This is a genomic window from Leucobacter musarum subsp. musarum (genome assembly GCF_001273845.1).
GTDB classification, from domain to species: Bacteria; Actinomycetota; Actinomycetes; order Actinomycetales; family Microbacteriaceae; genus Leucobacter; species Leucobacter musarum.
On record NZ_JHBW01000087.1, the window covers coordinates 386,142 to 405,516 of the forward strand.

Here is a 19,375-nt window from a genome sequence, read left to right on the forward strand (position 1 = left end):
GACACGCACCGTCAGCCGACCAGGCTCCGGCGGATCTCAGCCAGGGCGGCATCGATCTGCGAGACGTCGGTGCCGCCGCCCTGGGCGAGGTCGTCCTTCCCGCCGCCGCCGCCGCCGAGCACCTGAGCACCGACGCGCACGAGCGCCCCGGCCTTCGCGCCGGCGTCACGGCCCGCAGGGGTCGTTGCGGCGATGACCACGGGCTTTCCGGCGGCATCACCGGCGAGCACGACGACACCCGCTTCGGCGCCAAGCTGCTCGCGCACGCGCAGTGCCAAGCCGCGAATATCGTCTGCCGACCCGACCGATCCCAGGGAGGCGATCACGGCGCGAACACTGCCGAGCTGCTCGGCGTTCGCGAGCAGCTGCGGAACGCGCTGACTGAGCTTCTCAGCTTCGAGGGCGGCGATCTTCTTCTCGGCCGCGCGCAACTGCGACCCCAGATCTTGCACCTTCGAGACGAGCTCGGTGCGCGGTACTTTCAACCCGCCCGTGAGCTGCTGCACGATTGCGCGCTCTGCGGCGAAGTTGCGGAACGCCTCGATACCGACGAGCGACTCCACACGACGGTTCGTCGAACCGACGGAGCTCTCCGAGATCAGATTGATCATGCCGATCTCCGACGAGCTCGCCACGTGCGTGCCCGCACAAAGTTCACGCGACCACGGGCCGCCGATGTCGACGACGCGCACGCGGTCGCCGTACTTCTCACCGAACAGCGCCATTGCGCCGAGCGCCTTCGCATCGTCGAGTGCCATTTCGCGCGTGACGACTTCGAAGTCAGAGCGGATGGCGAGGTTCGAGATCTCCTCGATCTCGCTCTTCGTTTCCGTAGACAGCGCCTCGGAATGCGTGAAGTCGAGACGCAGATACCCCGCCTTGTTGTACGAGCCCGCCTGGTGGGCGCCCTGGCCGAGTACTTCGCGAAGCGCCGCGTGCACGATGTGGGTACCGGAGTGGGCCTGCGTGGCGCCGCGACGGTACTCGGCATCGACACGCGTCTCGGCGCGTGCATCGACGCCGATCGTACCGATCGTCACCTTGACCGTGTGCACGATGAGGCCAGGCACCGGCTTCTGCACGTCGAGCACCTCGGCTTCGAATCCGTCGCCCACGATGAGCCCCTGATCCGAATCCTGGCCACCCGACTCCGCGAAGAGCGCGGTCTCTGACAGCACCAATTCGGCAACGTCGCCCTCGCGGGCTTCGCGCACGGGGGCACCATCGACGACGATGCCGAGGACCTTGCCCTCGTGTACGAGCTCGTCATACCCCGTGAAGAGCGTCTCGCCCAGACCGCGCAACTCCTTGTAGACGGACAGATCGGCGCGCTGCCCCTTCTTCGCCTTCGCATCGGCTTTGGCGCGATCCCGCTGCTCCTGCATGAGCGACGAGAACACCTCAGCGTCGACCGGCACACCGGCTTCTTCGGCGATCTCGAGCGTGAGCTCGATCGGGAAGCCGTGCGTGTCGTGAAGCAGGAAGGCGGTGTCGCCGGGCACACTCGAGCTTGCACTCTTCGCGGCGTCGACCGCAGTGTCCAAGATCTGGATGCCCGAGGCGAGGGTGCGCAAGAAGGTCTTCTCCTCGGCGTATGCGACCCGTGAGATGAAGTCGAAGTCGTTGGCGACCGCCGGGTAGCCCCCGGCCATCGCGTCGCGCGACACCGGGAAGAGCTCGGCAAAGCTGGGCCCTTCGACACCGAGCAGGCGCATGGAGAGCGTGACCCGGCGCAGCAAACGGCGCAAGATGTAGCCGCGGCCCTCATTCGACGGCGTCACACCATCGGCGATCAGCATGAGGCCGCTGCGCACGTGATCGGCGATGACGCGCAACCGCACATCATCGGTGTGATCCGCACCGTAAGTCTTGCCGGCGATCTGGGCAGCACGATCGAGCACCGGGCGCACCTGGTCGATCTCGTACATGTTCTGCACGCCCTGCTTGATGAACGCGACGCGCTCAAGGCCCATGCCCGTATCGATGTTCTTCTTCGGCAGTTCACCGACGATGTCGAAATCGACCTTCGATCGCACGTTCGTGATCTGGTACTGCATGAACACGAGGTTCCAGATCTCGACATAGCGGTCGTCATCCGTCGCCGGGCCGCCATCGATGCCGTACTCCGGCCCCAGATCGAAGAAGATCTCGGAGCAGGGGCCAGCCGGGCCGGGCTGCCCGGTCGACCAGTAGTTGGTGTCCTTGCCGAGCTTCTGAATGCGCTCGTCGGGCAGCGTCGAGTGCTGCTGCCAGAGGGCGAGCGCCTCATCATCTTCTTCGTAGACGGTGACCCAAAGGTCCTTTGCGTCGAAGCCCAGGCCACCATCGGCCTCACTCGAGGTCAGCAACTCCCACGCGAAGCGGATCGCATCTTCCTTGAAGTAGTCACCGAAGGAGAAGTTGCCGCACATCTGGAAGAACGTGCCGTGACGCGGGGTCTTGCCCACTTCTTCGATGTCGTTCGTACGGATGCACTTCTGCACGCTCGTCGCGCGCGGGAAGGGCGCGGGAACGATTCCCGACAGATACGGCACGAAGGGCACCATGCCGGCGACCGTGAACATGAGGCTGGGGTCATCGCTGATGAGCGATGCTGAAGGAACAACCGAGTGCCCCTTCTTCTCGAAGAAGTCGAGCCAGCGACGGTGAATTTCAGCGGTCTGCATCCGGGGTCCTTCTGTGGAAGTCAGTGGTGAAGTACGTGGGGTGGAGTGCCGGGGTGCGGGATCAGCCGCGCTCGCGCAGGGCGTCGCCCAATTCAGCTGCGTCAGCCTCCGAGAGCTCCTCGTCAGCCTCGGCTTCATAGCCCGCGGTGAAGGCGCGGCCGAACTCATCCACTCCGCGATTCACGCGAGCGAAGAAACGACGCCCCTCAGGAGTCTGATTGACGAAGTGCGCACCGACGAATCCCAGCGCGACTCCGGTGACCAGCCAGAACAGCTTGCCCATGTCTCGATCCTCCCAACGGCAGCGGTCGCGCCCAACGGCGCTCGTGCAACGGCACCCAACAAGCTTAGCGGGTGGGCCGTTCGGTCTCGGGTACCCCTCACAGCCGTTGGGGCCCATAGACGACGAAGGGGGCGCCGGATCGAATCCGGCGCCCCCTTCGAGCGGAGTGTACTGAGGCTTAGCGGCCCGAGTAGTACTCGACGACGAGCTGCACTTCGCAGGTCACGGGGACCTCAACGCGCTTCGGGCGGCGCACGAGACGCGCCTGGAGCTTGTCGAGCTCGACCTCGAGGTAGCCCGGAACGTTCGGGAGAACCTCGGCGTGGCCGCCGGCTGCAGCGACCTGGAACGGCTCGATGGCCTCCGAGCGTGCCTTGACGTGAATGAGCTGCCCCGGCTTCACGCGGAAGGAGGGACGATCGACGATCTTGCCGTCGACCAGGATGTGGCGGTGCACGACGAGCTGGCGCGCCTGCGCCGTGGTGCGTGCAAAGCCTGCGCGGAGCACGAGTGCGTCAAGACGCATCTCGAGCAGCTCGACCAGGTTCTCACCGGTCAGGCCGTCCTGGCGGCGGGCTTCCTTGAACGCAATGGTGAGCTGCTTTTCGCGGATGCCGTACTGGGCGCGAAGACGCTGCTTCTCGCGCAGACGAACGGCGTAGTCGCTGTCGCTCTTGCGCTTGGTGCGACCGTGCTGGCCGGGGCCATAGGGGCGCTTCTCGAGGTAGCGCGCAGCCTTGGGGGTCAGCGCGATCCCGAGCGAACGGGAAAGTCGGGTCTGGGAACGAGTACGCGACGTAGTCGACACGTGGGTCCTTTCGGGTTTTCTGTCAATCACAGTGCATGCTCGCGCACGCACAGGTTCTCTCGGCCAGGCTGTGCCCGCATCAACGAGTGATGCACGCGACACAACGAACCGTTGTTCGGTGAGGGAACGACCAGCGCAGAAACCCGGCTACAGGGCGACTGCCGTTTGCTTCTCACCTGCAGCCTGCAGTGAAAAGCAAAGTTGGCCAAGGAAGATCTTATCACTGATTCGGCGTCGACGCCGAACCGCCTAACTTGGGTCGCCGCTCGAGCCTCGAGTGATCCGACGAAGCTTCTCGAGACGATCCGACACTTCCCGCTCGTTCCCGTGCTGAGTCGGGGCGTAGTAGACGCGATCTCGCAACTCGTCGGGAAGGTATTGCTGAGTGGAAACGCCGCGGGGGTCGCTGTGGGGATACCGATAGCCCTTTCCGTGCCCCATGCGCTTCGCACCCGGATAGTGGGCGTCGCGCAGATGTTTGGGCACGAGACCGAAGCGGCCGGCCTTCACATCGGAGATCGCGGCGTCGATGGCGCTGATGACGGCGTTCGACTTCGGCGCCGTCGCGATGTAGATGGTCGCTTCGGCGAGCGGGATGCGCGCCTCGGGAAGCCCGATGAGTTGCGTGGCCTCTGCGGCGGCCACCGCGATCTGCAGAGCCTGCGGATCCGCCATTCCCACGTCTTCCGCAGCGTGCACCATCAGTCGGCGCGCAATGAAGCGGGGATCCTCCCCCGCCTCGATCATGCGCGCGAGATAGTGGATGGCCGCGTCGGGGTCGGAGCCGCGCATCGACTTGATGAACGCACTGATGACGTCGTAGTGCTGATCGCCGTTCCGGTCGTAGCGCAAGAGAGCGCGATCAATCGAGACGGCGACGGTCTCTGCCGTGACCACCGGTCGTTGTTCGCCCTCCGCACTCGCGATCGCGGAAGCACCGGCGGCTTCGAGCCCGGTCAAGACACGGCGCGCATCGCCCGAGGCGAGCTGCACCAGCGCGTCGATCGCCTCGTCATCGACATCGACGGCATCGTTGAGTCCGCGAGGATCATGCACAGCGCGCTCGAGCAGCGTGCGCAAGTCGGCGTCTTCAAGCGGCTCGAGCGTGAGCAGGAGCGACCGAGAGAGCAAGGGGCTGATCACCGAGAACGACGGGTTCTCCGTGGTCGCGGCGACGAGCGTCACCCATCCGTTCTCGACGCCGGGTAGCAACGCATCCTGCTGCGCCTTGGTGAAACGATGAATCTCATCGAGAAAGAGAACGGTCGCGATCTGATACAGGTCTCGGTCGTTCAGCGCCCGCTCCATCACGGTGCGCACGTCCTTAATACCCGCCGTGATCGCCGACAGCTCGACGAATCGTCGGCCGCTCGAATGCGCGATCGCCTGCGCCAGCGTGGTCTTGCCGGTACCCGGCGGGCCCCAAAGAATCACCGACACCGCTCCGCCACCGCCTTCGGCGTCTGCAGCCAACGTGCGCAACGGCGACCCGGGCTTCAGCAGATGCTGCTGCCCGACGACCTCGTCGAGCGATTGCGGGCGCATGCGCACCGCGAGCGGCGCAGTCTGCGCGGGTACGGGTCGGGCTTGCACGCCTCCATCGTAACGAGCGCGGGATCACCTCCGTTCGAACTCCTCCCGGCGCTCGGGTTCTCAGCCGCGCACTATGGCATAGTGGGGGTGACTATTCCGTCTGGCCGGAACCCCGGCCCCACACACGACAGGTGAGCAGAATCGTGAGCGAAGCGAGCAACGAGACGTCCTGGGGACGAGTCGATGAGGACCGCACCGTGTACGTGCGCGAGGGCGATGCCGAACGCGTCGTGGGGTCCTTCCCCGATGGCACCCCTGAGGAAGCACTCGCCTACTTCACGCGCAAGTTCGCAGACCTCGAAGGTCAGGTGACGCTGCTCGAAGCGCGCATCGCCCGAGGTACCGCCGATGCGTCTGCTGCCGATACCGTCGCGAAGCTCCGCGAGTCGCTCGTCGAACCCGCCGCCGTCGGCGACATCGTCGCGCTGCGTGAACGCGTCGAGAAGCTCGGGTCGAAGACCGCTGCGCTCAGCGAGAAGCAGCAAGCAGAACGCGAAGCGGCCCGGCAGGAAGCCGTCGCCCAGCGCGAAGCGATCGCGGTCGAAGCCGAACGACTGGCCGCACAGCCCGAGGCTTCTATTCGTTGGAAAGACACCAGCCAGGCCTTCGAGCAGCTGTTCACTGATTGGCAGACCGCGCAGCGCACGGGCCCTCAGATCCCGAAGGCGCAAGCCGACGCGCTCTGGAAGCGCTTCCGCAGCGCTCGCCAGAGCTTCGATGGTGCTCGCCGTGCGCACTTCGCTCAGATGGACGCCACGAACAAGGACGTGAAGCAGCGCAAGGAGCGCATCATCGCCGCCGCGGAGGCGTTGGCACCGCGCGGCATCGAGGGCATCCCCGCGTATCGATCGCTGCTGGACGATTGGAAGGCAGCCGGGCGCGCGAGTCGCAAGCTCGACGATCAGCTCTGGGCTCGGTTCAAGGCTGCGGGTGACGTGCTCTACGAGGCAAAGGCCGCCGAAGCCGCCCAGACCAACGAAGAGTATGCAGAGAACCTCACTGCAAAGCAGGCACTGCTCGACGAGGCAGAGCCCATTCTGCAGGTTACCGAGCACGCAGCAGCGCGCAAGCAGCTCACCGCGGTGCAGCTGCGCTGGGATGAGCTCGGTCGCGTGCCCCGCGAGGCTCTTCGAGACATCGAGGGTCGTCTTCGCAAGATCGAAGATCACGTCAAGCAGCTCGAAGAGGAGCACTGGCGCAAGACGAACCCCGAAACGAAGGCTCGGAGCGAAGGTCTGCGTGGGCAGTTGGAGTCGTCGATCGCCGACCTGACTGCTGAGCTCGACGCCGCGCGGAGCGCCGGCAACGCCCGCAAGGTCGCCGACGCTGAAGAGAAGCTTGCGACGCAGCAGTCGTGGCTCGCGGCACTCGGCGACTGACGTTCGGCACGACCTTCGAGCCGCGAGCTCGAGTTCTCCACAGTTTCGCCGCACGCACGTTCGGGCGGGTCGTACTCCCATCATGATGGGTGAATGACCCGCCCGAATGTCTTTCCACCGCTTCCCAGCGCACGCATCCCCCGCCGAACGCCTCCGGCACTGGGGCGGTGGCCGGTTGCGGTCATCGCCGCTGAGCGCCTGCGTGGATCACTCGTCTCGTGCGGCCCGGGGTACCGGCCGATCGGCTGGCCCGAGAACCCTCGGATACGGCTCGCCGCGCTCGAATCGTCTGTATTGCTCGGGCGTAGCGATGTTCCGCTGATCGCGGTTGCTTCCACCGCTGCGTGGGTGTGGGGCGTGGCTCGAGCACCGCGCACCCCTCTCGAATTCTCAACGCAACGACGACAGCGGTACCCGTACATACCTCCTCCCGGAGTGGTCATCCACGAGTATGCTCTCGACACCAGCGATGCATCGTGGTTCGGAGGGCTCGGCGTCGCGGCGCCGATTCGCGTCATCTGCGACCTGCTCCGTACGCCCGGCGATTTCTCACGGTCAGATCGGGTCGCCTGCAGACTGCTGCTCCTCCGTATTGACCGCGCACGACACGCGGTGACCGAGGCTCTGCAGCGGGGCCCACTTCGCCACCGACAAGTCGCGCTGCGCCGCTTGGCCGCTCTGTGAGCGCTCCACACCAAGTTCAGTGAGCAGGCACTGACCGGTCAACTCAATTCGTGATGCGATAGACGTCGTACACGCCGTCGATGCGCCGCACCGCGTTGAGCACGTGTTCGAGGTGCGTCGCGTTCGCCATCTCGAACACGAAACGGCTGATCGCGAGGCGCGCGCTTGACGTGTTCACCGAGGCCGACAGAATGTTCACGTGGTGCTCCGAGAGCGTACGAGTGACATCCGAAAGCAAGCCTGAACGATCAAGTGCTTCGACCTGAATCTGCACGAGGAAGACACTCTTTGACGTCGGCGCCCATTCGACCCCCACCACGCGGTCTTCCTGCTCGCGAAGCGCGAGGAAGTTATGGCAATCCACACGGTGCACTGAGACGCCTTGGCCCTTAGTGACGAACCCGAGGATCTCATCGCCGGGAACCGGGGTGCAGCACTTCGCGAGCTTGGCGAGCACATCGGACGCCCCGGTGACCACGACGCCGCTGGAGTCGGTGGTCTTGGGTGCACGCGGAGCCTCGATGATCGGCAGCGTTGCAAGCGCCGGTTCCGTGGACGTCTGCTCGTCGAAGACCAGCGCGGTGACCTTTTCCACCACAGACTGCGCAGAGACGTGCCCCTCGCCTACGGCAGCGTAGAGAGCCGTGACGTCGAGATATCGCAGTTGCAGGGCGATCTGTTGCAGCGCCGCAGAGTTCATGACCCGGTGCAGCGGAAGGCCCTGCTTGCGCAGCGCCTTGGTGATCTCGACCTTGCCGGCCTCCGCCGCCTCTTCGCGACGTTCCTTCGTGAACCACTGACGGATCTTGTTCTGCGCCCGCTTGCTCTGTACGAAATTGAGCCAGTCTTGGTTGGGCCCGGCATTCGGATCCTTGGAGGTGAATACCTCGACGACATCGCCGTTCTGCAGCGCGGTTTCGAGCGGCACGAGGCGCCCGTTGACGCGCGCGCCCATGGTGCGATGGCCGACCTCGGTGTGCACGGCATACGCGAAGTCGACGGTCGTTCCTCCCGCCGGGAGCCCGATCACGCGCCCCTTCGGAGTGAAGACGTAGACCTCTTTCGCGCCGATCTCGTAGCGCAGCGCATCGAGGAATTCGCTCGGGTCTTCAGTCTCGGCCTGCCAGTCCGAGATATGCGCTAGCCACGCCATATCGTTTGACGTTTGCGTCTGGCCCGACTGACGCTGCTTGTACTTCCAGTGGGCCGCGACACCGTACTCGGCACGCTGATGCATCTCGACGGTGCGAATCTGAATTTCGACTGCTCGGCCGTCGGGCCCGATCACCGTGGTGTGCAGCGACTGGTACAGGTTGAATTTCGGCGTCGCGATGTAGTCCTTGAACCTGCCAGGTATTGGAGTCCACCGCGCGTGCACAGCACCCAAGACCGCGTAGCAATCGCGGATAGAGTTCACCAGCACACGGATTCCCACGAGGTCGTAGATCTCGTCAAAATCGCGACCTCGCACGATCATCTTCTGATAGATCGAGTAGAGCTCTTTCGGGCGACCGGTGACCTCACCGCGGATCTTCGACTCGCGGAGATCACTTTCGATGGAACTGATCACCACGCCAACGAGTTCATCGCGTTGCGGGTTGCGCTGCGCGACGAGGTTCTGGATCTCGGCGTAGAGCTTGGGCTTCAATACGGCGAAAGAGAGATCTTCGAGTTCAGTCTTCATCGACTGAATGCCGAGTCGATGCGCCAGCGGCGCATAGATCTCGATGGTCTCCTGCGCCTTGCGCTTCGCGGAATCGCTCGACACGAACCCCCAGGTTCGCGCGTTGTGCAGTCGATCAGCCAGTTTGATGACGAGCACACGAATGTCTTTCGACATTGCGACGACCATCTTGCGCACCGTCTCGGCCTGTGCCGAGTCGCCGTACTTCACCTTGTCGAGCTTTGTCACGCCATCGACGAGCATCGCGATCTCGTCGCCGAATTCCTGGCTCAATTGGTCGAGCGTGTACTCCGTGTCTTCGACGGTGTCGTGGAGCAACGCAGCTGCAATGGCCACGGGCGCAATGCCGAGGTCGGCCAAAATCTGGGCGACTGCGATGGGGTGGGTGATGTACGGCTCGCCACTGCGCCGTTTCTGGCCCCGGTGCGCGCGTTCGGCAACCGCGTAAGCTCGTTCGATGACCGACAGGTCGGCACGAGGGTGGTTGCCTCGCACGGTGCGAATCAACTGATCCACGGCACCCGGGGCGCTGCCCCGCGAGAAGATTCTGGGCACCAGGCGCCGGAGCGCCGTCGTGCCACTGGTCGTTGCGTCTTGTGTCGCCACGGCTCACCTCCCTGGAATGATTGAACGCTACACCCCGCGCCCAGCGCGGAGCAAAACGAGCGACGCGGCGTGCGCACCCCGATAGATACACGAAACGCCGAGGGAGACGGTCACCCGTTCCCCCGGCGTTTCACAGACGCGCATTAGCGCACCGGCTCCTCGAGCCCGCCGTCGCCCGCGTCTGCCACGGCATCCGCGGTGGTGGCGTCGTTGCGTTCACGCAACCGCAGCACCTTGGCATCGCGCTTCTTGATCGCTGCCTCGCCCTCGCGCAGGTGCGCATAGGCCGGAGAGGCGATGAAGATCGTGGAATACGCTCCCACGAAGATACCGATGAAGAGCGCGAGCGAGATGTCGCGCAGTGTTCCCGCGCCGAGCACGAATGCACCGATGAAGAGAATCGAGCCGACGGGCAACAGCGCGACGATCGAGGTGTTGATCGAACGCACCAGCGTCTGGTTCACGCCCAAGTTCACCGATTCCGCAAACGTGCGTCGATCGTTCAATTCACCCGGGGCCGTGTTCTCGCGGATCTTATCGAACACCACGACGGTGTCGTACAGCGAGTAGCCCAGAATCGTGAGGAACCCGATCATCGCCGCAGGCGTGATCTCGAACCCGGAAATTCCGTAGATGCCAGCCGTGATCACCAGGTCGTGGAGCAACGCGATGATGGCGGCGAGCGACATCTTCCATGTGCGGAAGTAAATCGCCATGACCAAGGCCGCGAACAAGATGAACACGATCAGGGCGATGATCGCCTGACGAGTGATGTCTTGCCCCCATGCAGGCCCGATGTAGGAGGTCGTGACCTCATCGACCGGCACATCGTACTTCGTGGCGAGCGCTTCGGCGACGACTCGGTTCTCCGCGTCGTCCAGCGCCTCCGTCTGCACGCGTATGTCGGTGGGGCCGAGCTGAGACACGCGAGGCGCGCTCGACGGCAACGCCTCCCGGACCGCCGCCTCGGCGATCGCCGGGTCGCGGTCCTGGCCATCGGCGAGGTGCACCTGGAACTGGCTGCCACCGGTGAATTCGATACCGAACGCGAACCCGCCACGCAGCATCGGGCCCGCGATCGAGATCACGATCAAGATCAGCGAGATCAGGTACCACGTCTTGCGTCGACCGACGAAGTTGATGGACTTCTCACCGGTGTAGAGCGCGTTGCCGAACTCGGCGAATGAGCGACGAGCCATGATCAGCTGTCCTTTCCGGTCGAGGCGTTGGCTGCGAGGGCCTTGCGCTCGGCGATCGTCTGGCGACGGGCGGCTTCGCCCTGGCTGCGTGCGTTCTTCTTACCGGCGCCCTGGCTGGACATCACCGGCTCGCGGAACTGCATGCGACCGCGGTACACCGCGCCGAGCTTATTCGGATCGAGCCCAGAGAAGGGGTGCCCGCCCTGGTAGAACCGAGTCCGTGCGAGCAGCGTCATCATCGGGTGCGTGAAGAGTGCCACGACCGCGACGTCCACGAGGGTCGTCAGGCCCAGTGTGAACGCGAAGCCCTTCACGTTGCCCACAGCCAGGATGAAGAGGATCACCGCGGCGAGGAAGTTGACGCCGTCCGAGGCAAGCACCGTGCGGAACGCGCGCTTCCATCCGTGCTCGACCGCGCTCTCGATGGAGAATCCGTCGCGCAGCGCGTCACGAATGCGCTCGAAGTAGACGATGAACGAATCCGCTGTAAATCCGACCGCAACGATGATGCCCGCGACGCCGGCCAACGACAATCGGTAGCCCTGTCGCCACGAGAAGAAGGTGAGCAGGAGGTAGGTCAGAATACCGGCGATCACCAAGGATGCGACGGTGAGCGAACCCAGGGCGCGGTATTGGAATGCGGAGTAGATCACCACGAGCACGAGGCCGATCAACCCGGCGAGAAGCCCCGCCGCGAGCTGGTTCGTGCCGAGCGTCGCTGAGATATCTTCCTGGCTTTGCACGGTGAAGTCGATCGGCAGAGCTCCGAACTTCAGCTGATCGGCGAGCGCCGCAGCCGACTCCTGGGTGAACTGGCCACTGATCGACGGGCGACCGTCGAGAATCTGAGCCTGCATCGTCGGAGCGGAGAGCACGCGACCATCGAGCACGAACGCGAACTGATTCTGGGGCGCAGTTGCGCCGAAGAGTCGCGTGCTGATCTTGCCGAACGTCTCGGTGCCCTGCTTGTTCATGATGATCTGCACGACCCACTCGCCGGTGGAGGCGCCCGTGGAGGTTGTACCGACCTGAGCCGTCGCGTCGCTGATCACGGAGCCGTCGAGCTCGACGGGGCCCAGAATGTACTTCAGCGCGCCCGTGTCGTCACAGGTAATGAGCGGACGGTCGTCAGGAGCGTCACCGGCTCCCAGCGCATCCTCGGAGTTGCAGGTGAAGGCATCGAACTTCTCCTGGAGCGCCGGGGTGATCCAGGCAAGATCGCCAGCGCTCTCGGGAATCGTCTCGGGGTCGAGATCGCTCGTGTCAGTCGCGGCCGCATCGTCGGCTTTCGCGTCAGCATCCTTCGCGTCAGCATCCTTCGCGTCATCTTCCGCAGCTGCCGCTTCGTCTTCGCTGACTTCGGTATCCGCTGTCGCGGCACTCGCACTGACGTTGTACGTCAGGACCGGGCGGAAGTCGAGCTTCGCCGAAGCTTCGATGCGCTGCAACGTGGCTTCATCGGCCTTCCCGGGAATCGAGACCGAGATGTGCTGGTTACCCTGCGTCGTAATCTCGGCCTCGGAGACGCCGGCTGCGTCGACACGCTGACGGATGATCGACACTGCTTGCTGCAGTTGGTCGCCCGCGACCGTCTCGCCATCGGTCTGCTCCGCCGCGAGCAGAATCTGAGTTCCGCCTTGCAGGTCGAGCGCCAGCTTCGGCGTCCACGTAGCGCTGCTCCGGAACACGCCATAGGCGATGAGACCGGAGAGCCCCACAATGATGATCAGAAGGAAGATGAGTGAGCGACGGGCTCGCCTCACGGCGGGTGAAGACGCCAAGACTGGACTGCTTTCTCTCTACGCGAGCGGGGATGGTTGCGGCCCGAGAGCCGCAACCACAGGATCAGGCCTTGGGCGCTGAACCGGTTCCCGTCTCATCGGCATCGGGGGTTTCGCCGGTGTTGCCCGCGATTTCGGACTCAGCGGCGGCAGCGCCATTCTGCGCAGCCGTTTCGGCATCCGCAGCGGCATCCGCGATCGGCGACGTCTCGTTCTGAGCACCGAGACGCTCGCCGAACGCGGGGTCGTCATCGGGCGCAAGATCTGCAGCGGGTGCAGCGGCAGCTGCATCAACCGGCGATACGACCTGCGACACCGCGTTGCGGTGCACGACAAAGGTCGAGGTGCCGCTGCGCACGGTCACCTTGTTGTCTTCTTCGTCGATCGAGTCAATCGTGCCGTAAATGCCCGACTGCAGCATCACCTCGGCACCGGGACGAACATTGTTCTGCAGCTCCTGCATCGCTGCCTGACGCTTCTTGCCGTTGCGGAACATGAAGAAGATCAACAGCGCGATCAGCGCGAACATCACAATAGTGATCGGGTCCAGAGCCACAATGGTCCTTTCAATGGGCGTGCACGTGCGTCTCGTGAGGCACAGATTCGATCAGTTTATCGGGAGGTCGCTGTGAATGCTCCCCGCCATCTGATGATTTTCTGGGCGAATCGCATGCCCCTACCCGCACGAGCGAGTGCGACTACCCCACCGTCGGGGATTCAAGACCCACGTGCTCCCATCCGAGGCGCGTCGCGACGCGTCCGCGGGGCGTGCGCGACAGCAATCCCGTGCGCACGAGGAACGGCTCGACGACCGCCTCGATGGTCTCCGCCTCTTCGCCGACCGACACCGCGAGCGTCGATAGGCCGACCGGCCCGCCATTAAAGCGCTCGACGACCGCTCGGAGCACCTCGCGGTCGAGTCGGTCAAGTCCGTGCTCGTCCACATCGTAGAGCGCCAGTGCGGCTCGCACGGTGCCGGTATCACCCGGCGCCTCGTGCACCAGGCTGTAATCGCGCACGCGTCGCAGCAGTCGGTTCGCGATGCGCGGCGTTCCGCGTGAACGACGGGCGATCTCCTCGACCCCGGTCTCAGACAACGAGAAGCCGAGCAGTCCGGCTGCCCGGCGCACGACACTGGCCAGCTCTTCATCGGCATAGAACTCGAGATGCGCGGTAAACCCGAAACGATCGCGCAGCGGGTTCGGGAGCAGCCCGGCGCGAGTCGTCGCGCCGACGAGCGTGAATGGCGCCAGGTCGAGGGGCACCGAAGTTGCTCCGGCTCCCTTGCCGACCATGATGTCGACTTTGAAGTCCTCCATCGCCAGATAGAGCATCTCTTCGGCGCTGCGCGCCATGCGATGGATCTCATCGATGAACAGCACTTCGCCCGGGGTGAGCGCGGAGAGCACAGCGGCGAGGTCGCCCGCATGCTGAATCGCCGGGCCTGAGGTCTGATGCAACGGCTTGTCGAGTTCAGCGGCGACGATCATCGACAGCGTGGTCTTGCCGAGCCCGGGCGGCCCAGCGAGCAGGATGTGATCCGGAGTGTGTCGACGCATGGTCGCGGCATCGAGCAACAGCGACAGCTGCCGACGCACCTTCGCTTGGCCGACGAACTCTGCGAGCGTCGCCGGGCGCAACGCCCCCTCGTAGCCCTGCTCGGAGGGGGTCGCCTGCGCCGACAACTCCCCCGTCATCGGGCACCCCTCGACGCACGATTGCCGCCGCGACCCGCTTGGAGCAGCGCCAGGGCTGCTCGGAGGAGCCCGGCATGGTCTGAGGGCGCCCCCGCCGCGAGCGCGTCATCGACGGCGACTCGAGCATCGGATTCGCTCCAGCCCAGGCCCGCAAGCCCGTCAGCCACGGCGGCGGCGGTCGCCTCACCTGCGTCCGGAACCGAGTCGGCTTCATTGCCAGGCCCCGCACCGAGCGCGATCTCGGAGAGCTTGCCGGCGAGCGAGACGGTGATGAGTTTCGCCGTCTTCGGACCGATGCCCGACACCTTGCGAAACGGTTTCTCGTCGTCGTTCGCAACGGCGCCGGCAATCTCACTGGGCGTCAAGGCAGAGAGCACCCCGAGCGCACTCCGCGGGCCGACACCCGACACCGCGATCAGGTGGCCGAAGACGTCGAGTTCCTGCTGCGAGGCGAACCCGAAGAGCGTGAGCGAGTCTTCGCGAACGACCAACGACGTCAACAGGAGGAGTTCATCGCCGGGCACCGCTTGAGCGACGCGCCCGTGCGGCACTTCCACACGCATACCGAGGCCGCCGACCTCGATCACTACCCAGCCGGCACCGGAGGCGAGCACCGGCCCGCGAATCGAAGCAATCACCCCATCACCCTACGAGGTTCCATCGACATCGGCCGCAGCGCCACTCCGTGCACTCGAACATATGTACGATTCGGGAGCGACGCTGCCGATGCGTCAGGCGCCGAGCTGAGCCGACTCTGCGGTCACGCCAGTTGCAGCCGTATTACGGATCGATCGGTTCACCGAACTGATGATCGCCTTGAGCGTGGCCCGACTCGTATCGGGGTCGATGCCGACGCCCCACAGCCGCTGACCGTCGACCTCGAGGTCGACATACGATGCAGCGACTGCGTCGCCACCCGAGCTCATCGCGTGCTCAACGTAATCGAAGAGCGTCACGGAGTGCCCACCTTCGTTCAACGCCGTGATGAACGCGTCGACCGGGCCGTTGCCGCGAGCCGTCGTTTGCTGATCTTCGCTCCCCGCACGGTAATCGACGGTGAGTTCGGTGACCCCGTCACCGGCACTCGTCGAGGAGGTGCGGAAGATTTCGTAGTGCCCCCAGCGCTCGGCATCGGCGTGCTGCGACGGAAGATACTCATCCTGGAAGATGCGCCAGATCTCGTCGCTCGAGACCTCGCCGCCCTCAGCGTCGGTCACCCCCTGCACGACCGAACTGAATTCGATCTGCAGACGACGAGGCAGGTCGAGGTGGTGATCCGTCTTGAGGAGATAGGCGACGCCGCCCTTACCCGACTGCGAGTTGACGCGAATGACTGCCTCGTACGAGCGGCCCAGGTCTTTCGGGTCGACGGGCAGGTACGGCACGGCCCACTCGATGTCGTCGACGGTCACACCCGCGGCTTCGGCATCCTGAGCCATGCGCTCGAAGCCCTTCTTGATCGCGTCTTGGTGCGAACCAGAGAAGGCGGTGTAGACCAGGTCACCGGCCCACGGGCTGCGCTCGGGCACCCGAAGCTGGTTGCAGTACTCGGCCGTGCGGCGTACCTCATCGAGACGCGAAAAATCGATCTGAGGATCGATCCCCTGCGTGAACAGGTTGATGCCCAGGGCCACGAGATCGACGTTGCCCGTGCGCTCGCCGTTGCCGAACAGGCAGCCCTCGATGCGGTCGGCGCCGGCTTGATAGCCGAGCTCGGCGGCAGCGATGCCGGTGCCTCGATCGTTGTGCGGGTGCAGAGACAGGATGACGTTCTCGCGGTGGTTCAGGTGCCGACTCATCCACTCGATCGAGTCAGCGTAGACGTTGGGCGTCGCCATCTCGACCGTCGCGGGGAGGTTGATGATCACCTTGCGCTCCGCAGTCGGTTCAAACACCTCGAGCACGTCGTTGCACACCTCGACGGCGTACTCAAGCTCGGTTCCCGTGTACGACTCGGGCGAGTACTCGTAGTAGATCTCGGTATCGGCGCAGATGTGCTCGCTCGCCTTGCACAGTTTCGCGCCATCGACGGCGATCTGCTTGATGCCAGCGCGATCCGATCGGAACACGACGTCGCGCTGCAGAATGCTGGTCGAGTTGTACAGGTGCACGATGGCGCGCTTCGCGCCGATCAGCGATTCGTAGGTGCGGGTGATGAGGTGTTCGCGGGCCTGCGTCAGCACCTGAATGGTGACGTCGTCGGGGATCGCGTTGTCTTCGATCAGGTGCCGCACGAAATCGAAATCGGTCTGGCTCGCCGACGGGAAGCCGACCTCGATCTCTTTGTAGCCCATCTTCACGAGCAGGTCGAACATGATGCGCTTGCGCTCGGGGCTCATCGGGTCGATGAGCGCCTGGTTGCCGTCACGGAGATCGACGGCGCACCAGCGCGGGGCCTCCGTGATGCGGCGCGAGGGCCAGGTGCGATCCGGCAACTCCACGTCGATGATCTCGTGGAACGGGCGGTAACGGTGCGTGGGCATTCCCGAAGGCTGCTGCAGATTCTGCATGGACTCGTCTTTCTCGTCGAAAACTTGCTCAGCCAAACACAAACGCCGCGACGAGAGAGGCCAGAGACTGATTAGTTCGAAGTCGAGGACTCGTCGCGGCAGCTAAGAAGAAGCGAGCCGAACAGCATGTGGATCACTCTAGCACTTCGCGGCTCCGCGTTCAGACGAGGTGCGCGCCTCGAAGTCGCACACGTGACCTCGGCGCTCACCGCACGAGTGCCCTAGCCTGGCATGCATGGCCACTCGTTCCCGCCTCGCCCGCACGACCGTCGGTGCACTGCTGCTCGCGGCACTCGCGTTCCTCGGATGGGGACTCCCCTCGACCCCGGCCCACGCCGACGTCTCTGACTTCTCCTACCGGAGCTGGCATGTCGATGTGCACCTCGACACGGATGCCGAGGGCCGGGCAAGCGCTCACATCACGGAGACGCTCATCGCCGAGTTCCCCGATGTCGATCAGAATCGCGGCATCGTCCGCGGCCTCCCCGAAAAGTACGAGGGCGTCGATACCAATCCGTCGAATTTCACCGTCACCGATACCCGAGGCGATGCGGTGCCGTTTGACATCGAGGAAGACGATGGGTTCATCGCGGTACTCACCGGCACCGATGAGTACGTGCACGGCGAGCAGACCTACGTGATCTCATACACGCTGCGCGATGTCGTGCTCGCGCGCGCGGACGGCGACGCAGACGAGTTCTTCTGGGACCTGATGGACTTCGAGCACCTGCAGCCCGTGGCATCGTTCAGCGCCACAGTCAACTTCTCAGATGCACTGGCGGATCACCTCAACGGCAATACGCGCTGTCTTGCGGGTGCTGCCGGCTCGACCGACACCTGCGCGATGACGCGGGCGGGCACGTCATTCGAGATAGCGCCGCTCGCCCTTGCCCCTCGGCAGGGACTCAGCGTGGCGATCGGGCTTGTTGCCGGTACCGTCGCTCAGCCAGCCGCTCGGCTGCCGAACTTCACACTCGACACGTTGCCGTTCATCGTCGGCGGCGCGGCTCTCGCCGCGGCAGGTGCGGGCGTCGGGTCTGCACTCTCCACGCGTCGGAAGCGCGCTCACGGGCGGGGCACCATCGTCGCACAGTACGACGTGCCCGATTCACTCCCGCCGCTCATCGCCGGCCCCCTCGTCGGGGCGTCGGAGAAGGCGGCCTCCGCCCAGCTCGTGCACCTCGCGGTGCGCGGAGCGATCCGCATTGAAGATGGCGAGACAGAACACGGCTTCTTCGGCGACAAGCCCGGCCAGCCCGTGCTCCGCCTCATCGACCCATCACGGGCCGCCGATCCGCTGGATGTCGCAGCGCTGCGCGAGCTCTTTCCGTCAGGGACACCGGGCGAGGCGTTTTCGGTACCGAAGCGCGACGAGAAGTTCGGCAAGCGCATGGCGGCGCTGCAGTCGGCGGGCACCACCGCAGCGACGGATCGCGGGTACTGGGAACGCATCGTGAGTCGTCCCGCCCGGCGCTGGGGGTGGATCTCCCTGGCGTGCGTCGCGGTGCTCGCCGTGCTCACGTTCCTCGCGCTGGCGCAGCGCAACAACGGACTCGCGGTCGCGTTCATCGCGATGGGGCTGTTCGCTGCGGTTCTCGCGATCGGGTCGATCGTGAAGCAGCGCGTGAGCACACCAACGGGCGCGGAGGCTCGTGAATACCTCGAGGGCGTCCGCGAGTTCATCCGCGTCGCGGAGGCCGATCGCCTGCGGATGCTGCAGTCGCACACGGGTGCGGAGCGTGCAGCGGATGGAACTGTGCACGTCGTGCACCTGTACGAACGTCTGCTCCCCTATGCCATGCTGTTCGGCCTGGAGAAAGAATGGACGCGCGTGCTCCAAGTCGCCTATCAGGAACACGCTGCGTCCGTGCCACTGTGGTACCCAGCGGTCGGGCTCGCGGGGATCGAACACGCGACGAGCACGATCTCGCAATTCACGCAGTCACTGCATTCATCCGTGAGCTACACCTCGAGCAGCTCTGGCGGATCGACCGGCGGTGGGTTCGCCGGAGGCGGCGGGGGCGGAGGCTTCTCCGGTGGACGGTGATCGGCCCGCACCCTCGCCCCGACCGTTCAGCTGCGTCGGTACTTCGCGTCACCAAACCCGATGATGAGGTAGCCGATGAACGCGAACAGCCAGAGCAGGAAGAACGAGAACGCGCCCCCCTTGCCAAAGCGTTCACCGAGACGGATCGCCACGAAGATGCCGAAGATGATGTTCACAATCGGAATCAGGTAGAGCAGCCCCATCCACGCGGAGTACCCGGCTACCTTCACCAGGATGAAGACATTGACGATCGGGATGATCGCCAGAATTCCGGGATATCCCGCCTTCGAGAACACGCGCCAGAGCGCGATCGCGATGACAATGTACCAGGCGATGCCGACGATGCCGTAGCTCTGGAACAACGTGGTGATCTGCGTCTCGTCCGTGATATCCATGGCGACCCCTTCGATGCGCTGGCACCCCTGCAGCGCCACCTAC

Annotated in this window: 15 protein-coding genes; 2 read left to right on the forward strand and 13 right to left on the reverse strand. The window is 64.7% G+C overall.

The features are described from left to right. Positions 1–11: 11 nt before the first annotated feature. The 4 genes from alaS to CH42_RS10830 form a co-directional block, all read right to left on the reverse strand. Complete coding sequence (gene alaS / locus CH42_RS10815) at positions 12–2,666, reverse strand: alanine--tRNA ligase (protein WP_053353166.1); 2,655 nt, start codon at positions 2,664–2,666, stop codon at positions 12–14. A gap of 61 nt (positions 2,667–2,727) precedes the next feature. Beyond that, positions 2,728–2,949: a hypothetical protein gene (locus CH42_RS10820; RefSeq protein ID WP_053353167.1), complete on the reverse strand. Its 222-nt coding sequence runs from the start codon at positions 2,947–2,949 to the stop codon at positions 2,728–2,730. 178 nt (positions 2,950–3,127) lie between these two features. Then, positions 3,128–3,757 carry a 30S ribosomal protein S4 gene (rpsD, locus tag CH42_RS10825; RefSeq protein ID WP_053353168.1) on the reverse strand — a complete coding sequence of 210 codons (630 nt, stop codon included), beginning with the start codon at positions 3,755–3,757 and terminating at the stop codon, positions 3,128–3,130. 249 nt (positions 3,758–4,006) lie between these two features. Further along, positions 4,007–5,302, reverse strand: a complete 1,296-nt coding sequence (locus CH42_RS10830; protein ID WP_053353586.1) for a replication-associated recombination protein A — start codon at positions 5,300–5,302, stop codon at positions 4,007–4,009. A 188-nt stretch (positions 5,303–5,490) separates the two neighbouring features. Here CH42_RS10830 and CH42_RS10835 point away from each other — a divergent pair, with 188 nt between their 5' ends. Next, complete coding sequence (locus tag CH42_RS10835) at positions 5,491–6,729, forward strand: DUF349 domain-containing protein (protein ID WP_394325245.1); 1,239 nt, start codon at positions 5,491–5,493, stop codon at positions 6,727–6,729. Positions 6,730–7,284: 555 nt separating this feature from the next. Here CH42_RS10835 and CH42_RS16385 read toward each other — a convergent pair. The 8 genes from CH42_RS16385 to leuA form a co-directional block, all read right to left on the reverse strand. After that, positions 7,285–7,422 (reverse strand): hypothetical protein, encoded by a 138-nt coding sequence (locus CH42_RS16385; RefSeq protein WP_156322539.1) that lies wholly within the window; start codon positions 7,420–7,422, stop codon positions 7,285–7,287. A 34-nt stretch (positions 7,423–7,456) separates the two neighbouring features. Continuing rightward, entirely contained in the window at positions 7,457–9,703 is a 2,247-nt protein-coding gene (locus tag CH42_RS10845; protein ID WP_053353170.1) for a RelA/SpoT family protein, read from the reverse strand. Positions 9,704–9,846: 143 nt separating this feature from the next. After that, the gene (gene secF / locus CH42_RS10850) at positions 9,847–10,902 is read right to left on the reverse strand and encodes a protein translocase subunit SecF (protein WP_053353171.1); all 1,056 of its coding nucleotides are present in this window, start codon (positions 10,900–10,902) and stop codon (positions 9,847–9,849) included. Between the two features lie 2 nt (positions 10,903–10,904). Beyond that, entirely contained in the window at positions 10,905–12,683 is a 1,779-nt protein-coding gene (gene secD, locus CH42_RS10855; protein WP_053353172.1) for a protein translocase subunit SecD, read from the reverse strand. Positions 12,684–12,747: 64 nt separating this feature from the next. After that, the gene (gene yajC / locus CH42_RS10860; protein WP_053353173.1) at positions 12,748–13,239 is read right to left on the reverse strand and encodes a preprotein translocase subunit YajC; all 492 of its coding nucleotides are present in this window, start codon (positions 13,237–13,239) and stop codon (positions 12,748–12,750) included. A 142-nt stretch (positions 13,240–13,381) separates the two neighbouring features. Beyond that, entirely contained in the window at positions 13,382–14,380 is a 999-nt protein-coding gene (ruvB, locus tag CH42_RS10865) for a Holliday junction branch migration DNA helicase RuvB (RefSeq protein ID WP_053353174.1), read from the reverse strand. After that, entirely contained in the window at positions 14,377–15,018 is a 642-nt protein-coding gene (gene ruvA / locus CH42_RS10870; protein WP_053353175.1) for a Holliday junction branch migration protein RuvA, read from the reverse strand. The genes ruvB and ruvA overlap by 4 nt, the downstream gene beginning before the upstream one ends. A gap of 93 nt (positions 15,019–15,111) precedes the next feature. After that, on the reverse strand, positions 15,112–16,890 hold the full coding sequence (leuA, locus tag CH42_RS10875; RefSeq protein ID WP_053353176.1) for a 2-isopropylmalate synthase: 1,779 nt from the start codon (positions 16,888–16,890) through the stop codon (positions 15,112–15,114). Between the two features lie 235 nt (positions 16,891–17,125). Here leuA and CH42_RS10880 point away from each other — a divergent pair, with 235 nt between their 5' ends. Continuing rightward, the gene (locus CH42_RS10880) at positions 17,126–18,937 is read left to right on the forward strand and encodes a DUF2207 domain-containing protein (protein ID WP_053353177.1); all 1,812 of its coding nucleotides are present in this window, start codon (positions 17,126–17,128) and stop codon (positions 18,935–18,937) included. Positions 18,938–18,963: 26 nt separating this feature from the next. On the opposite strand, the gene CH42_RS10885 is transcribed toward CH42_RS10880, so the two are convergent. Continuing rightward, positions 18,964–19,332: a DUF5684 domain-containing protein gene (locus CH42_RS10885; protein WP_053353178.1), complete on the reverse strand. Its 369-nt coding sequence runs from the start codon at positions 19,330–19,332 to the stop codon at positions 18,964–18,966. Positions 19,333–19,375: the final 43 nt, after the last annotated feature.

Coding starts and splice junctions, on each gene's coding strand:
- CH42_RS10880 (WP_053353177.1), top strand. CDS start 17,126: ATGGCCACTCGTTCCCGCCTCGCCCGCACGACCGTCGGTGCACTGCTG.
- leuA (WP_053353176.1), bottom strand. CDS start 16,890: ATGCAGAATCTGCAGCAGCCTTCGGGAATGCCCACGCACCGTTACCGC.
- CH42_RS10885 (WP_053353178.1), bottom strand. CDS start 19,332: ATGGATATCACGGACGAGACGCAGATCACCACGTTGTTCCAGAGCTAC.
- alaS (WP_053353166.1), bottom strand. CDS start 2,666: ATGCAGACCGCTGAAATTCACCGTCGCTGGCTCGACTTCTTCGAGAAG.
- CH42_RS10830 (WP_053353586.1), bottom strand. CDS start 5,302: ATGCGCCCGCAATCGCTCGACGAGGTCGTCGGGCAGCAGCATCTGCTG.
- secF (WP_053353171.1), bottom strand. CDS start 10,902: ATGGCTCGTCGCTCATTCGCCGAGTTCGGCAACGCGCTCTACACCGGT.
- ruvB (WP_053353174.1), bottom strand. CDS start 14,380: ATGACGGGGGAGTTGTCGGCGCAGGCGACCCCCTCCGAGCAGGGCTAC.
- CH42_RS10820 (WP_053353167.1), bottom strand. CDS start 2,949: ATGGGCAAGCTGTTCTGGCTGGTCACCGGAGTCGCGCTGGGATTCGTC.